Origin of the sequence: Amycolatopsis sp. DSM 110486, assembly GCF_019468465.1 — a bacterium.
GTDB lineage: Bacteria > Actinomycetota > Actinomycetes > Mycobacteriales > Pseudonocardiaceae > Amycolatopsis.
Window position 1 is genome coordinate 10,943,466 of sequence record NZ_CP080519.1, and the last position, 13,665, is coordinate 10,957,130.

Consider the following 13,665-nt stretch of genomic DNA (forward strand, 5'->3'; position numbering starts at 1 on the left):
CACACTCATTCGCGTGGACGCCATCGACCGCTCGCTCGTCCGGCTCCTCGAAGAGGACGCCCGCCGCAGCTACAACGAGCTCAGCGCCCAGGTGCGCCTGTCCGCCAACACCGTCGCGGACCGGGTCCGCCGCCTCCGCGCCGCCGGCGTCATCCGCGGCTTCCGGGCCGACCTCGACCCCGCCGCACTGGGCCGCGGCCTGACCATGGTGAGCGACATACGCCTGCGCGAAGACGTCGACCGCACCCACTTCGAACGCGAGCTGCATCGCGTCCCGCAGGTCGTGTCGGGCGCCCGCATGACCGGCGAGTACGACTACCAGCTCCGCCTCGCCTGCCTGGACCCCGCGGAGTTCGAAACGGTCGTCGACCGCCTCAAACGCGACCACGGCGTGCGCGAATTGCGCAGCCGCCTGGTGCTCCACGAGCTCGACGTGAGCGCGACCGGCCTGCTCGACCTCGCCTGAGCTGCCGGCGGCTCAGCCGAACAGCGCCAGCACCCGCTCGACCAAGCGCGGCCCGTCGACCGGTGCGACGTTCACCCAGTCCTGCCCACCCCGCCCGCTCGACACGCCGGCGGAGTACGCGCCCACGTCGGTGTCGAACCAGGTCAGCCCGCCGCAGCGCTCGATCCGCCCGCCGCTGCCCCGCCTGTAGACGCCGAACTGCCCCGCCGCGAACACCGGCCGCGCCTGGATCGCGGCGACCTCCTCGGCCTGGCGCGCCGTCGAAGCCGAGGTCGCGGAAGACGTCGAATCCCACCCCGAAGCCGGCAGGCTCACGCCGAACCCGGGCCCGGCGGACAGCGCCGGCAGCACCTCGACGAGCGCCGACACGAGCTCCCCCTCACGGATCCCGCTGAGCCCGATCGTCCGTTCCGGCTGCACCGCCAGCACTCCGCTGCGTCCGCGCACGGCGGTCACGGCGCGGAACGGCGTGTCGGCCGTCATGTCCACCAGGGCTTCGCACGCGACGTAGCGCGAACCGCTGTCCAGCAGCCGCAGCCGGTTCTCCAGCTCGGGCGCGAGCTGCCCGTCGAAGAGGCCGCGGTCGGTCAGGCCGCGGTAGACCTCGGCGCGCACGGCCGCGCGCTCGGCCTCCGTCGCGCCGACGCCGGGCACCGCCAGGGGCACCGGCACGTGGCCGAGCCCGAGGTCGTGCCACACCACGTCGAAGGCCGACGCGGAGAGCCGGATCAAGCCGGCCCCGAGCCCAGCGCCGGGGTGTCCGGGAACGCGATGCCCGGCACCAGCCCGTGCAACGCCGTATCGCGGGTGCGCACGACGTCGATCGCCTTCTGCCGCGCCGCTTCGGCTTCCGCGCGGCGCGCGTCCATCGCGAAGGACAACCCGGCGAGCTCCAGGACGTTGCCGCTCGCGGCGGCCGAGCGGATCATCGCCGCCGGGTCGAATTCGACGGGCGGCGGCATCTCGGCCCGCGCCCGCGCCGCGACGTCGGCCTGCCCTGCCACCGAGTCACCGACCACAGTGGACACGGCGGCGGACTCCCCGAGCCAGCCGGCCGCCCGCGCGAGCACCGCGCGCATCGCGTCGCCCGCCTCGCCTTCCCACGTCTCCTGGCTGCCCGCCGACAACGCGGCCAGTGACGCGGTCGAGTCCTCGAACCTGCGCGCCAGCTCGGTCCAGCGCGCCCCGGCCTGGCCGGCCGCGACGGGGTCGTTGCCGTGCTCGACTTGCGCCGCCAGCGCTTCGTGACTGAAGGACTCGTAACGGGCCGTCGGCTCGGGCACGGCTGCGGACACGGCACACCTTCCGGTTGACGGGTTCGGGAAAGCTCAGGGCAGCTTCGGCTCGACCAGCCCGGCGACGGTCGTCGCGCGGGAGCACGCCAGCGTGGTGTCGGAGAAGCTCGCGTTGCTCACGTCCACCTGCACGCTCGCGGAGTCGCCGACGCCGAGCAGCACGGCGCACGTGCCGGCGGCGGCCTTCTTGTCCGCTACCTGCAGTGCCTGGTGCGCGCCGACCTTCTTCTTGGTGCGGGTGCCGTGGGAGACGTCGAGGTTGGCGAGCCCGGCGCTCTCGTCGAGCGTGACCGTGACGCCGAACGTCGAGGGCACGGTCCAGTCGCACGCGCGCGCCTCGCCGATCGTCTTCGGCTTGCCCAGCTCGGTGAGCCCCGCGCTCGAGCGGTCGCTCGGCGAGAGCAGCGCGCACGGGTCCAGGTCTGCCAGCGTCGCGTGGGCCGCGCTCGACGGCGCGGGTTCCGGGCCGCCGTCGGCCGCGACCGCCTTCGGGGTCACCGGGCGGCCGCACGCGGCGAGCACGACGAGGGCCGGGACGACCGGCACGAGCAGCAGGAGCTTGCGCACGGGCTCAGCCACCGGCGCAGTCCACGCCGTCGGCCGCCGCGTCGTCCTCGCGCTGGTACTTTTTCAACGCGCTCGCGATGCGTTCCTTGAGGTTCTCGATCTGCTTGCCGAACGCGATCAGCTGCGCGACCGCCGACCCGTCTCGGCCGAAGCCGTACTGCGCCATGAATGTGCCGACCTCACCGGCGTACCCGCTGCCGAGCGGCACCGACCGACCCAGGACGTTGGCTTCGCGGACCATCTCGCCCACCACGTCCTGCAGCTCGCCGAGCTTCGTGTAGGTGGCCGTCGCCAGCTCCGGCGCCACCGCGAACCGGCCGGAGCCGGATCCCGAACTCGTCAGGCCCGGAACGTCGGGCAGCGGTGCGGCCCCCACCTCGCTCATGAGCGGTTACGCCTCTCCGTAGTCGAGCGACCTCGGATTCGGAGCATACGTGAGAGCAGTCCGTCAGCGGGAGCACCCGAAAATGCGGCTCCGTACACCCGAACGGTGGACGGAGGGCATTACCGGAGAGTCATCGGCGGCCGTTCGCGGGGTTCCGGCGCCGAGTTCGCCCGAGTTTGACACACTGGATGGAAGGCTGATCGCTGCGTGGACAGCGAGCGACCCGGCGGAGCCGGTGGAAGCCGCACAGCCATGCGCCACCAGGAGGACGAGTGACGTCGAGAATCCAGTCCGCCACCGCTGCCGGACCGCAGGGCGGCGGGGCCGGGCAGCCGCCCTACCCCTCGGCGGATGCCCCGAACGGGCGAGGCAACGGGTACGCCCCGAGAGTGTCCCTCGACGAGCTGCACGACACGGCCCGCCGGATCGCCGCCAACGTCGAACGCGTACTGGTCGGCAAGCCCGACGTCATCCGGATCGCGCTGGTGACCCTCCTCGCCGAGGGTCACCTGCTCGTGGAGGACGTACCGGGTGTCGGCAAGACCTCGCTGGCCAAGGCGCTCGCGCGGTCGATCGACTGCACCGTGAGCCGCGTGCAGTTCACCCCCGACCTGCTGCCGAGCGACGTCACCGGCGTGTCGATCTACAACCGCCAGACCGGCGAGTTCGAGTTCCGGCCGGGCCCGGTGTTCGCGAACATCGTGGTGGGCGACGAGATCAACCGCGCCTCGCCGAAGACGCAGTCGGCGCTGCTCGAGTGCATGGAAGAGCACCAGGTCACGGTCGACACGAGCACGTACCTGCTCGGCGCGCCGTTCATGGTGATCGCCACGCAGAACCCGATCGAGATGGAGGGCACCTACGCCCTGCCCGAGGCCCAGCGCGACCGCTTCACCGCGCGGGTGTCGATCGGCTACCCCGACCAGCAGGCCGAGCTGGCCATGGTCGACGAGCACGCGGGCCACAACCCGCTGGCCGAGCTGTCGGCGGTGTCCGACGGCGCGACCGTGCAGCGGCTCATCGAGACCGTGCGCGCGGTGCACATGGCGCCCGAGGTCCGCCGCTACGCCGTGGACCTGGTCTCCGCGACGCGGCAGGTGCCGGAGATCCGGCTGGGCGCCTCGCCGCGCGCGACGCTGCACCTGGTCCGCGCCGCTCGGGCGCAGGCGGCGCTGTCGGGCCGCGAGTACGTGGTGCCGGACGACCTGCACACGGTCGCCGTGCCCGTGCTGGCGCACCGGCTCGTGCTCACCACCGAGGCGCACGCCGCCCGCCGCTCGGCGACCGACGTGGTCCGCGCTGTGCTGCACCGCGTCCCCGTCCCCCAGGGCTCCACCGGCACCCGCTGACCGGCGATCCCCTTACCCGAATCCGAGAACCGCATGCTGCGTGCACTGTCCGGCCTCACCACCCGTGGCCGCTGCCTTCTGGCCGCGGGGATCGCCGCGGCCGTGTGCTCGCTGGTGCTCAACGAGCGTGATTTGCTGCGCGTCGCTGTCTTCGTAGTGGCGCTGCCGCTGCTGGTCGCGGCGTTCATCTCGGCGACCCGGCTGAGGCTCGGCGCCACGCGGGCGCTGCGGCCGGAGCGCGTGGCCGTCGGCGCGAGCGGCGAGGTGCACCTCGAGCTGTGGCGCAGCGGCCGGCTCCCGGGCGGCGAGGTCCTGCTCGAGGACGGCGTGCCGTACGCGCTGGGCTCGAAGCCGCGGTTCGTGGTCGAGCGGCTGCCGCACGACCGCCGGGTGCTGCTGCGCTACCCGCTGCAGCCGTTGCTGCGCGGTATCCAGCAGGTGGGGCCCTTGCGCGCGACGATCACCGACCCGTTCGGGTTGTGCGAGTTCGAACGCGAGCTGATCGGGCATTCGCGGCTCGTGGTGGTGCCCCGCGTCGTCGGTCTGTGGGGGCTGCCCGGCGGCGCCGGGGTCGGCGCGGGCGACGACGGCACCGTGCGCCTGCACGCCGGGCAGGGTGAGCCCGACGTGATCGTGCGCCACTACCGCACCGGCGACGACATGCGGAAGGTCCACTGGCGCTCCACCGCCCGCCGTGACGAGGTCATGGTGCGCGTGGAGGAACGGCCGTGGCGGGGCGGCACGACCGTGCTGGTCGACCACCGCGCCGCCGCCCACCACGGCACGGGTCCCACGGCCAGTCTCGAGTGGGCGGTGTCGTTCGCGGCTTCGGTCGCGCTGCACCTGCGCCGTTCCGGCCACCGCGTCCGTCTGGTCACCGAACACGGCATCACGCTCGCCGACACCCCGGGTGAAGGCGGCGAAGGCTACGACAACGTGGTGCTCGACGCGCTGGCCGGGCTGCAGCCCGCGCACCAGCGCGACGTGACGCTCGGGCACGACCCGGCCGAAGGACAGGAGCTCATCGCGGTGCTCGGCACGGTCAGCGCGGAGTCGGTGCACGAGCTGGCCCGCTACCGCCCACGCGGAGTGCGCAGCCTCGCGGTGCTGCTGGACACGCCGAGCTGGGCCGGGTCCGGCTCGTCCGACCACCAGGCCGCGGCCACGAACGACGCCGCCGAGCTGCTGCGCGCGAACGGCTGGGGCGTCGTGATCGCCGGCCCGCAGACGCAGATGCCGCAGGCGTGGGCCGAGCTGTGCCGCACGGGTGCCCACCGCGGCGCCCTGATCGGCGGTGCGCGATGACCACGACGGCACCCCGTCCGCCCGTTTCCCAGGCTCCCCCGCCGATCCCGCACACGCCGACCCGGCAGCCGGCCGCGCAACCGCCGGTGTGGTCGAGCGGGATCCTGCCGCCGGTCGCCGCGGGCATCGCGACGCTGTGCGCGGCCACGTCGCTCACCGGCGTCGTCTCCGGGTGGGCGTGGTTCGGTTACCTGTTCGTGGCGGTCATCCTGATCGCGTCGACCGGCCTGGCGCTGCGCTCGCTGCGCGCGCCGACCGTGCTGGTCGGTCTCGGCCAGCTCGTGGTGCTGCTGTTCCTGGTCACGGGCGCGTTCACCACGCAGGGCATCCTCAAGATCATCCCGGGGCCGACGGCGTTCGGCGAGCTGCAGGCGACGCTCGCGGCGTCGGCCGAGCAGATCCGCACCGGGCTGCCCCCGGTCGAGGGCACGCAGCCGATCCTCTGCCTGGTGACGATCGCGATCGGGCTGGTCGCGGTGCTCGTCGACACGCTCGCGGTGGCCGCCGCGGCACCGGCGGCGACTGGTCTGGTCCTCCTGTGCGTGTACGCGGTGCCGGCGGCGCTGTCCGACGAAATGCTGCCGTGGTGGACGTTCCTGCTCGGCGCGGCCGCGTTCGCGTGCCTGCTCGCCCTCGACGGCAACCACCGGCACCGGCGCTGGCGCAACCGTGAGGCGCCGGGTTCGGGCGGGCGCGCGCGAGCGTTGCAGGCGCCCGTGGCCGTGGTGAGCGCGGCCGTCGTGCTCGGTCTGCTCGGCGGCGGGATCACGTGGGTGGGCACCGTCGGGAAGATCCCCTTCGGCGCCGGCTCGGGCGCGGGCGGCGACGGCAGTGGCGGGTTCGGCGTCGCGCCGTTCACGCAGCTGCGCGGCCTGCTCGACCAGGGTCAGAACGCCGAGCTGTTCCAAGTCCGCGGCCTCGGCAACGACCGGCGGTACCTCCGGGCGTTCACGCTCGACACGTACACGCCCAACCAGGGCTGGGGCCTGCGCGGCGGCGGCCAGGCGCAGACGGGTGTGCTCGCCAACAGCACCCTGCCCGCGGCGCCCGGCGACGACGGCACCGGCGTGTCGCGGCAGATCCAGATCCAGCCCACGCAGTGGGTGGACAACTGGCTGCCCGTCTACGGTGCGCCGCGCGCGCTGCGCGGGCTTTCGCCGCAGTGGCTGTACGACCGGGTCAGTGGCGCCGTCTTCACCACGAAGAGCGAGTCCGCGCCGACCTACACCGAGGTCGCGTCGCTGAAGGAACCGACGGCCGCCGAGCTGCGCTCCACCGATCCGAAGTCCGACGAGGTGCCGGCGTTCTACTCGCAGATCGGCCGAGTGGACCCACGGGTCGTCGCGAAGACCAACCAGCTCATCGCGGGCAAGACCGACAACTTCGACAAGGCCACCGCGCTGTGGCAGTTCTTCAGCGCGCAGAACGGTTTCGTGTACGACACGAAGACCGCGGACGCCACTGACGCGGACGCACTGGCCGACTTCATCCTGAACGGCAAGCGCGGCTACTGCGAGCAGTACGCGTCGGCGATGGCCGTGATGCTGCGCGTCGCCCACATCCCCGCGCGGGTGGCCATCGGCTTCACGCCGGGCGTGCCCAAGGGCGACTACCAGTCGATCAGCTCGCAGGACGCGCACGCGTGGGTCGAGGCGTACTTCGGCGACAAGGGCTGGGTCAGCTTCGACCCGACGCCGCTCGCCGACGGCCGCGGCATCGTCCCGTCGTACCTGCAGCAGAACAACCAGAACTCCCAGCAGCCCGACGCCACCGACGATCTGCCCACCGCGCCGCGCTCCAACTCCCCGGCCACGCAGTCGCCCCTCGACAAGGGCCAGAACGAGGCCACCCCGACCACCACGGCCACGGCCGAATCGAACGACGGCTGGCTCGCGATCCTCGCCGCCGTGCTCGCCGTCCTGGGCGCCGCGGCGGTGGTCACGGCGTACGTCCTGCGGCGGCGGCCGCCCGCTCCGGGTACCGCGACTCCGGGCCTGCCGCCCGGCGCCGTCCCGGATGGCGACGTCCTGGTCCACGCCCCGGCTCCCGCGGCCGCGCGCACCAGCCAGGTCGCCCTGTGGCTGCCCCTGGCGGGTGGCGTGCTCCTCGTTGCCGCGCTGGGTTTCCTGGCCGGTCTCGTGGCTTGGTGGTTCGCCGTGATCGTCGTGCTGCTCCTGGTCGGCTTCGGCGGCCCGGCGGCCCTGCGCGACTTCACCCGCCGCCGCCACCTCCAGGCGATCGTCACCCACGCCCCCGGCTCCGCCGACGCGGCGTGGCGCGAGCTCAAGGCCGAGTGCGCCGACCGAGGCCTCCCGCTGGCCGACAGCGACACCGTCCGCGTGGCCGGCCAGAAGATCGCCGAGCGCCACCACCTCGACGACTCCGGCCGCGACAGCCTGCGCACGGTGATCGGCGCCGTCGAGCGCACTTGGTACAGCGGCGCGACCACGGCGGACCCGGAACTGGCCCCGGCCTTCGACAGCCTCCGCCACAGCCTGCGTACGACGGCTCCCCTGTCCTGGCGGGGGCGCCTCTTCCCGAAGTCGATCCTGCGGCGCCACTCCTGACCTGACGCGGTTCCCGGCCCCGGCTCGTCGACCCCTGACGACCGGGGCCGGCGCTTGTCCTGGGTCAGCCGGGAGGGGTACGACGATCCGGCCCAGCACGCGTAGCCCGGGCCCGAAGAGTCACCCGCTGGTACACGATCGAACAGGCCTCGGACAACGCCCGGACCGTGGCTTCGACTGGACCCGCGCACACGAGAATCCGCGCTCCACCCCAGCCGGGTGAAGCGCGGATCCCACGACGTCGCCGAAGGGAGCTACTGCTCCTCGAAGCGCTGGCGGAAGCGCTCTTCCATGCGTTGCGTGAACGAGCTCTTGCCGCCCGATCCCTTGCCGCCGCCACCGCCGCGGCCGGAGTCTTTGCCGCCTCCGCCGCTGTCGCCGTGACGTAACGACGTGACCGCCAACATGACCCCGAAGAACATCACGAGGAACCCCAGCACGCTGATCAACGGGATGTCGGCGACCCGCAGCACGGGCACCACCACGCCGAGCACCAGGAGCGCTACCCCTACCACGAACAGCGCGATCCCTTGGATGCGCCGTCGACGGGCGGGGCGGCGCAACCGGGTGCCACGCACCGTGGATGCGAACTTGGGGTCCTCGGCATAGAGCTCGCGCTCGATCTGATCGAGCAGCCGCTGCTCATGCTCGGAGAGTGGCATCTTTCCTCCTCCGGCACAGCTGTCGCGGGCGCCGGGCCGCGCAACGTTCTGGACCCAACTGCCGGCCCCAGGCGGGGCGGCACTGTCCAGGATACGAGCCCCACGCGCGTCCGACTACCCGATCCCGCATCCAGAAGGGATCGAATTGGGGGAAATCACGACTGACGTGGGTTGACACTGGGTCACGACGGCCCGGTGACGGTACAACGGGCGACACAATAGACGACACAATCGGCCACGCGTTTCACGTCTCGCGGGGCGTCAGCAACGACGCCGGGCGCACCGCGGCCGACCCGAACTTCGACCTCGCCACGTCGGCGGCCACTTCCGCATCGCGCCAGCGCGGCTCGGCGGAGGCGAACTGGAGCTGCTCGCCGCCCTCGCCCGTGTCGAGGCCCTCCACGCGCACGCCGATCAGGCGCACGGCACCCGTGGGGGCGTGCTCGGCCAGCAGCTCGACCGCCGTCCGGTGGATGTCGCGCGCGACATCCGTGGCCGCGTACAGCGTGCGCGCCCGAGTGATCGTGGTGAAGTCGGCGAAGCGGACCTTGATCGACACCGTGCGCCCGCGCAGCCCGCGCGCCCGCAGCGTCGCGCCGACCCGTTCGGACAGCCTCAGCAGCTCCAGCCCGAGCTCGTCGCGGCTGTGCAGGTCGACGTCGAACGTCCGCTCCGCCCCGATCGACTTCTCCGCCGCCTCGGCGACCACGGCGCGGTCGTCGTGCCCGTTGGCGAGCGCCCACAGGTGCTCCCCCATCGCGTTGCCCAGCGACCGCCGCAGCCGCGCGGGCGGGGCGGCGGCGACGTCGGCGATCGTGTGCAGCGCCTGCCCCCGCAGCTGCTCCTCGGTGCGCTTCCCCACGCCCCACAGCGCCGAGACCGGCAACGGGTGCAGGAACGCCAGCGTCTCGGCCGCCGGCACCACGACCATCCCGTCGGGCTTCGCCATCCCCGACGCGAGCTTCGCGACGAACTTGACCTTCGCGACGCCGACCGAGCACGTGATCCCGTGCTCGGCATGCACCCGCGAACGGATCCGCGCGCCCAGCCGCGCGGGCGTGGCCCCCAGCCGCCGCAACGCCCCGCTCACGTCCAGGAACGCCTCGTCGAGGCTCAGTGGCTCCACGAGCGGCGTCAGCTCGCGGAAGATGTCCATCACCTGCCGCGAGACCTCGCCGTAGAGCCCCGACGTGGGCGTGATGCAGATCAGGTGCGGGCACAGCCGTTTCGCCGTGGAAAACGGCATCGCCGACTGCACGCCGTACTTGCGCGCCGGGTAGTTGGCCGCGGCCACCACCGACCGCGGCCCGCCGCCGGACACCACGACGGGTTTGTCCACCAGCTCAGGCCGGGTCCTCAGTTCGCACGACACGAAGAACGCGTCCATGTCCACGTGCAGGATCCCGCAGCCGGTGTCGTCCGGCAGCGTCTCGGCACCCGTGGTGACGCGGTAGCGGGCCATGCCGCTGGGCAGTTCGGCGTTTCTGCTCCCCACGGGAACCGACGCTACCGGGGACCCCCGACAATTCCGGGAACGCCCTGCTCAGCGCCGGAAGATCGCAGGTTCAGACCTGCGCGGGCCGTGCCATCGCGTGCAGCCGCCCGGCCACGTCGCGCAACGCCGGCACCGCGGCCGCCGCCAGTTCGAACTCCGCCAGCTCGTCCTCGCGCACCTCGCCGGGCACGACGTCGGCGATCACGCGGTCGCCCTGCAGCAGCGTCACCTCGAGGCCCGCCGCCACCAGCAGATCGGTCAGGCCGGCGCTGTCGAAGCGGCGCAGCACGGTGTCGCGCCCGCCGGGCACCACACCGTCGGTGCCGTCGAGCAGCCGCTGGGCCTCGGCGATCCGGCCGGCCAGCGCGCGGTGCAGCACGGCCGCGTTGCGGTTGGCCACGAGAACGGACAGCGCCCCGCCGGGTGCGACGGCCGCGGCCAGCGCGGCGAGCGCCACCGCCGGGTCGTCGACGACCTCGAGCAGGCCGTGGGCGAGGACGAGGTCGGCCGAACCGGCCTCGACGTGGGCGCCGAGGGCGTCGGAGTCGTCCGCGATCACCGTGATCCGGTGCGAGACGCCCTCCTCCTCGGCGCGCCGACGCAGCGTCGCCAGCGCGTTGGGATTGGGCTCGACCACGGTCACGAGGCAGCCCGCCGACGCGAACGGCACCGCCCAGCCGCCACTGCCGCCGCCGACGTCGACGACGGAGGGCTGCTCCACGCCGCGGGCGCGGGCAGCCCGCAGCTCCGCCTCGAGCGCCCGGCGAACGGCGCCCGAACCCCGGGCCGCCACGGTGTCCGTCTTCATAGTCGGACAGGGTAGTGCCCGCCTGCCGGTCACCCGCCGTCACCCGGGCCTGCCCGGAAGAGGTGTTCGGCACCTTCCTCGCGACCCGCCCCGCCCGCGGCCCGTAGGCTGTGCCGAGTGCACACGGTCGCCGTTCTCAGCCTCAAGGGTGGCGTCGGTAAAACGACGGTAGCGCTCGGTATCGCGTCGGCCGCTCTGCGTAGGGGTACCCGCACGCTCGTGGCCGACCTCGACCCGCAGGGCAATGCCACCACCTCGCTCGACCCGCCCTACACCGACGCGACGCTCGCCGACGTCCTCGAGACCCCCGCGCGGGCGGTCCTCGAACGCGCGATCGCGCCCAGCGTGTGGAGCGACGAGGTCGACGTGCTGGTCGGCACCGAGGAGCTGGAGCTGCTCAACGAGCCCGATTCCGACGGCCGGCGCCTGGAGAACCTGTCGCGCGCGCTCGACGAGCTGCACCAGAACCCGCTGCGCGAAGAGCCGTACGAGCTCGTGGTCATCGACTGCCCGCCGTCACTCGGCCGGCTGACGAAGTCCGCCCTCGTGGCGGCCGACAGCGCACTGATCGTCACCGAGCCCACGATGTACGCCGTGGCGGGCGCCCAGCGCGCGCTGGAGGCCATCGAGCGCATCCGCGAGGAGAGCAACCCGGGTCTGCGCCCGATCGGTGTCCTGGTCAACAAGCTGCGCGTGCGCTCCTACGAGCACCAGTTCCGCGTCGCCGAGCTGCGTGAGAACTTCGGCTCACTGGTGATGCCCACGGCGATCCCCGACCGGCTGGCCGTGCAGCAGGCGCAGGGCGCGTGCAGCCCGATCCACGAGTGGCACTCCCCCGGCGCCCAGGAGATCGCGCTGACGTTCAACATGGTGCTGGCCAAGATCCTGCGGTCCAACCGCGCCGGGCGTCACCGCGTGCGCGGCGACGAGGGCGAGGCCCTCGAGACCACCGCCGAGCCGTCGGCGACCGTGCCCGACGCCGCGGGCTGAGCCGTGCCCGAGGGCGACACCGTCTTCCTGGCCGGCAAGCTGCTCGACAAGGCGCTGGCCGGGAAGACGCTGGTACGCGGGGAGTTCCGCCATCCCGCACTGGCCACTGTGGACCTTTCGGGCCGTGTCGTGCTCGGCGTCGGGACGGTCGGCAAGCACCTGCTCACGCGATTCTCCGGCGACCTCACGCTCCACAGCCACCTGCGCATGGACGGCAGCTGGGACATCTACCCCGCCGGCGGCCGCTGGCGCACCCCGGCCCACCACGCGCATGTGATCCTCGCGACCGCCGACGTGCAGGCGATCGGCTTCCGCGTCCACGACTTGAAACTCGTGCCCACGACGGCGGAACACGACCTGGTCGCGCACCTCGGTCCCGACCTGCTCGATCCACAGTGGAGCGACGAGCATGCGGCGCAAGCCGCAGCCGCATTGGCCGCGCAGCCGGACCGCGAGCTGGGTGACGCACTGCTCGACCAGCGCGTGATGGCCGGCGTCAACGCCAATTTAGTAACACTGGTCTGACCAGGGGAAACCTGCTGGCAACGACAGCCAGCGGGGCCGTCGCCGACCGGCGACAGTCACCCGCTCCCACCTTCGGGGGCACGAATGATCACCTACACCGAGTTCCACCAGATCGCCGTCGAGCACGGCCCGAACATCGCCGGTGCCCGTGTCCTCGAGGACGGCGTCACCGTCGAGGACACCGTCGTCTGGTGGCGCCGATACGAGGACGAGCACCCCCCGCACGTCTACTCGAGCTATTGCTGGTGCGACCCCGAGTGGAACGCCGAGGCCGGCTACATGGCGCACCGCGGCGCGCAGCCGATCCAGTTCGCCGCGCACGCCAACGACCTCGTCGACCCCGAGGGCATCCCGGCCGAGGACCACCGGTAAGCCCGCTCAGTCGGTAACGCCAATGGTGATCAACGCGACGCTTCTGGGCAGACCTCACGGAAGGCCCAGACCAGTGGACGCCACAACGAAACGCCTGACGATCATCCTCGCCACGATCTTGATCGTCGGCGTGGCGATCGTCGTCACCATCATCTCCGTCAACAACAGCAACCGCGCGGACGACAAGGCGCGCCAGGACCAACAGCAGCACCAGGAGCAGGTGGACTCGATCTACGAGCAGTGCACGCACGGCGGCACCACCGGTTGGCAGTGCTGAGCCGGCCCCAACGGCGCAACTCGACGGCCCCCGCCATCGCGAGATGGAGGGGGCCGTTTTGGTTGATCAGGCGGTCTTGAGCAAGACCATCCGCGAGGCCATGCCGTAGACGTTGCCGCGCGAAGGCTTCCCGCTCTGCTCAGCGGTCCCGCCACGCCAGCGGGGACATGGTGACGGCGGCCTCGGCGATACGTCGAGCCGTCTCGGTCGAGAGGCCCTTGCGAGCGGAGTCGATCCACCCGGCGACGCGCTCAACTCCGATATCCCGGTACTCGACGGCTTGGAGAAGCATTTCGAGCTTGTCCGCGTCCTTCGCGCACCGCGCTTCGAGCGTCTCCCTGGACTCGAATTCGTCCACCGCGGTCCGGACCACATCGCGGGAGGTGGCCGGCAGGGCGGCTGTCTGGTCGGCGGTGATCTCGCGAGGCTCGGGCTTGCTCATGTACTTGGCCGCAGTGTGCGGGATGTCCCCCGTTCGGGTCTCCTGCGTGTCGTGCCAGAGTGCCAGGAACGCGGCCCGCTCCGGACTCCCGCCTTCCTCCGCAGCGAGCAGCGCCGCGATCTGGGCGGCGCGCAAGCTGTGTTCGGCGACCGATTCGGGA

The 13,665-nt window shown here is 72.5% G+C and carries 15 protein-coding genes and 1 pseudogene; 8 read left to right on the forward strand and 8 right to left on the reverse strand.

Annotation, left to right across the window (positions count from 1 at the left end; genetic code table 11):
• The first annotated feature begins 13 nt into the window (after positions 1-13).
• Positions 14-466, forward strand: a complete 453-nt coding sequence (locus K1T34_RS52725) for an Lrp/AsnC family transcriptional regulator (RefSeq protein ID WP_220242241.1) — start codon at positions 14-16, stop codon at positions 464-466.
• 12 nt (positions 467-478) lie between these two features.
• Here K1T34_RS52725 and K1T34_RS52730 read toward each other — a convergent pair whose 3' ends face one another.
• From K1T34_RS52730 to K1T34_RS52745, 4 genes are read right to left on the reverse strand one after another with little or no spacing between them, the layout of a single operon-like run.
• A complete protein-coding gene (locus tag K1T34_RS52730) occupies positions 479-1,198 on the reverse strand; it encodes an ESX secretion-associated protein EspG (RefSeq protein WP_220242242.1) in 720 nt (239 codons plus the stop codon).
• Positions 1,195-1,761, reverse strand: a complete 567-nt coding sequence (locus tag K1T34_RS52735) for a PPE domain-containing protein (RefSeq protein ID WP_220242243.1) — start codon at positions 1,759-1,761, stop codon at positions 1,195-1,197. The genes K1T34_RS52730 and K1T34_RS52735 overlap by 4 nt, the downstream gene beginning before the upstream one ends.
• A gap of 33 nt (positions 1,762-1,794) precedes the next feature.
• Positions 1,795-2,340: a DUF3558 family protein gene (locus K1T34_RS52740; RefSeq protein ID WP_220242244.1), complete on the reverse strand. Its 546-nt coding sequence runs from the start codon at positions 2,338-2,340 to the stop codon at positions 1,795-1,797.
• The gene (locus K1T34_RS52745; protein WP_255638197.1) at positions 2,333-2,713 is read right to left on the reverse strand and encodes a hypothetical protein; all 381 of its coding nucleotides are present in this window, start codon (positions 2,711-2,713) and stop codon (positions 2,333-2,335) included. The genes K1T34_RS52740 and K1T34_RS52745 overlap by 8 nt, the downstream gene beginning before the upstream one ends.
• Before the next feature lie 272 nt (positions 2,714-2,985).
• Between K1T34_RS52745 and K1T34_RS52750 the strand changes: the two genes are divergently transcribed.
• Genes K1T34_RS52750 through K1T34_RS52760 form a run of 3 tightly spaced genes read left to right on the forward strand, consistent with a single transcriptional unit; the run spans position 2,986 to position 7,934 of the window.
• Positions 2,986-4,062 (forward strand): MoxR family ATPase, encoded by a 1,077-nt coding sequence (locus K1T34_RS52750; RefSeq protein ID WP_220242245.1) that lies wholly within the window; start codon positions 2,986-2,988, stop codon positions 4,060-4,062.
• A 33-nt stretch (positions 4,063-4,095) separates the two neighbouring features.
• Positions 4,096-5,367, forward strand: a complete 1,272-nt coding sequence (locus tag K1T34_RS52755) for a DUF58 domain-containing protein (RefSeq protein WP_220242246.1) — start codon at positions 4,096-4,098, stop codon at positions 5,365-5,367.
• A complete protein-coding gene (locus K1T34_RS52760; protein ID WP_220242247.1) occupies positions 5,364-7,934 on the forward strand; it encodes a DUF3488 and transglutaminase-like domain-containing protein in 2,571 nt (856 codons plus the stop codon). Before K1T34_RS52755 ends, K1T34_RS52760 begins: the two co-directional genes overlap by 4 nt.
• Before the next feature lie 254 nt (positions 7,935-8,188).
• Here K1T34_RS52760 and K1T34_RS52765 read toward each other — a convergent pair whose 3' ends face one another.
• The 3 genes from K1T34_RS52765 to K1T34_RS52775 form a co-directional block, all read right to left on the reverse strand.
• Positions 8,189-8,596, reverse strand: coding sequence for a DUF3040 domain-containing protein (locus K1T34_RS52765; RefSeq protein ID WP_220242248.1), 408 nt, complete (start codon positions 8,594-8,596; stop codon positions 8,189-8,191).
• 244 nt (positions 8,597-8,840) lie between these two features.
• Complete coding sequence (dinB, locus tag K1T34_RS52770; protein ID WP_220247878.1) at positions 8,841-10,058, reverse strand: DNA polymerase IV; 1,218 nt, start codon at positions 10,056-10,058, stop codon at positions 8,841-8,843.
• Between the two features lie 103 nt (positions 10,059-10,161).
• Positions 10,162-10,899, reverse strand: coding sequence for a methyltransferase domain-containing protein (locus K1T34_RS52775; RefSeq protein ID WP_220242249.1), 738 nt, complete (start codon positions 10,897-10,899; stop codon positions 10,162-10,164).
• Between the two features lie 117 nt (positions 10,900-11,016).
• Here K1T34_RS52775 and K1T34_RS52780 point away from each other — a divergent pair, with 117 nt between their 5' ends.
• The 4 genes and pseudogenes from K1T34_RS52780 to K1T34_RS52795 all read left to right on the forward strand — a co-directional run bounded on the left by K1T34_RS52780 (position 11,017) and on the right by K1T34_RS52795 (position 13,063).
• A complete protein-coding gene (locus K1T34_RS52780; protein ID WP_220242250.1) occupies positions 11,017-11,889 on the forward strand; it encodes a ParA family protein in 873 nt (290 codons plus the stop codon).
• A 3-nt stretch (positions 11,890-11,892) separates the two neighbouring features.
• Positions 11,893-12,387 (forward strand): annotated as a pseudogene (locus K1T34_RS52785) (DNA-formamidopyrimidine glycosylase family protein); the annotation flags it as partial.
• Positions 12,388-12,498: 111 nt separating this feature from the next.
• The gene (locus K1T34_RS52790) at positions 12,499-12,786 is read left to right on the forward strand and encodes a hypothetical protein (protein WP_220242251.1); all 288 of its coding nucleotides are present in this window, start codon (positions 12,499-12,501) and stop codon (positions 12,784-12,786) included.
• Between the two features lie 73 nt (positions 12,787-12,859).
• Complete coding sequence (locus tag K1T34_RS52795) at positions 12,860-13,063, forward strand: hypothetical protein (protein WP_220242252.1); 204 nt, start codon at positions 12,860-12,862, stop codon at positions 13,061-13,063.
• Positions 13,064-13,202: 139 nt separating this feature from the next.
• Here the strand turns inward: K1T34_RS52795 and K1T34_RS52800 are convergent.
• Positions 13,203-13,665: HD family hydrolase (locus tag K1T34_RS52800; protein WP_220242253.1), on the reverse strand; the 463-nt coding region annotated here is incomplete at its 5' end.

Excerpts from the sequence above, each read along its gene's own strand:
- K1T34_RS52745 (WP_255638197.1), bottom strand. The coding sequence starts at position 2,713 with ATGAGCGAGGTGGGGGCCGCACCGCTGCCCGACGTTCCGGGCCTGACG.
- K1T34_RS52755 (WP_220242246.1), top strand. The coding sequence starts at position 4,096 with ATGCTGCGTGCACTGTCCGGCCTCACCACCCGTGGCCGCTGCCTTCTG.
- K1T34_RS52760 (WP_220242247.1), top strand. The coding sequence starts at position 5,364 with ATGACCACGACGGCACCCCGTCCGCCCGTTTCCCAGGCTCCCCCGCCG.
- K1T34_RS52765 (WP_220242248.1), bottom strand. The coding sequence starts at position 8,596 with ATGCCACTCTCCGAGCATGAGCAGCGGCTGCTCGATCAGATCGAGCGC.
- dinB (WP_220247878.1), bottom strand. The coding sequence starts at position 10,058 with ATGGCCCGCTACCGCGTCACCACGGGTGCCGAGACGCTGCCGGACGAC.
- K1T34_RS52775 (WP_220242249.1), bottom strand. The coding sequence starts at position 10,899 with ATGAAGACGGACACCGTGGCGGCCCGGGGTTCGGGCGCCGTTCGCCGG.
- K1T34_RS52790 (WP_220242251.1), top strand. The coding sequence starts at position 12,499 with ATGATCACCTACACCGAGTTCCACCAGATCGCCGTCGAGCACGGCCCG.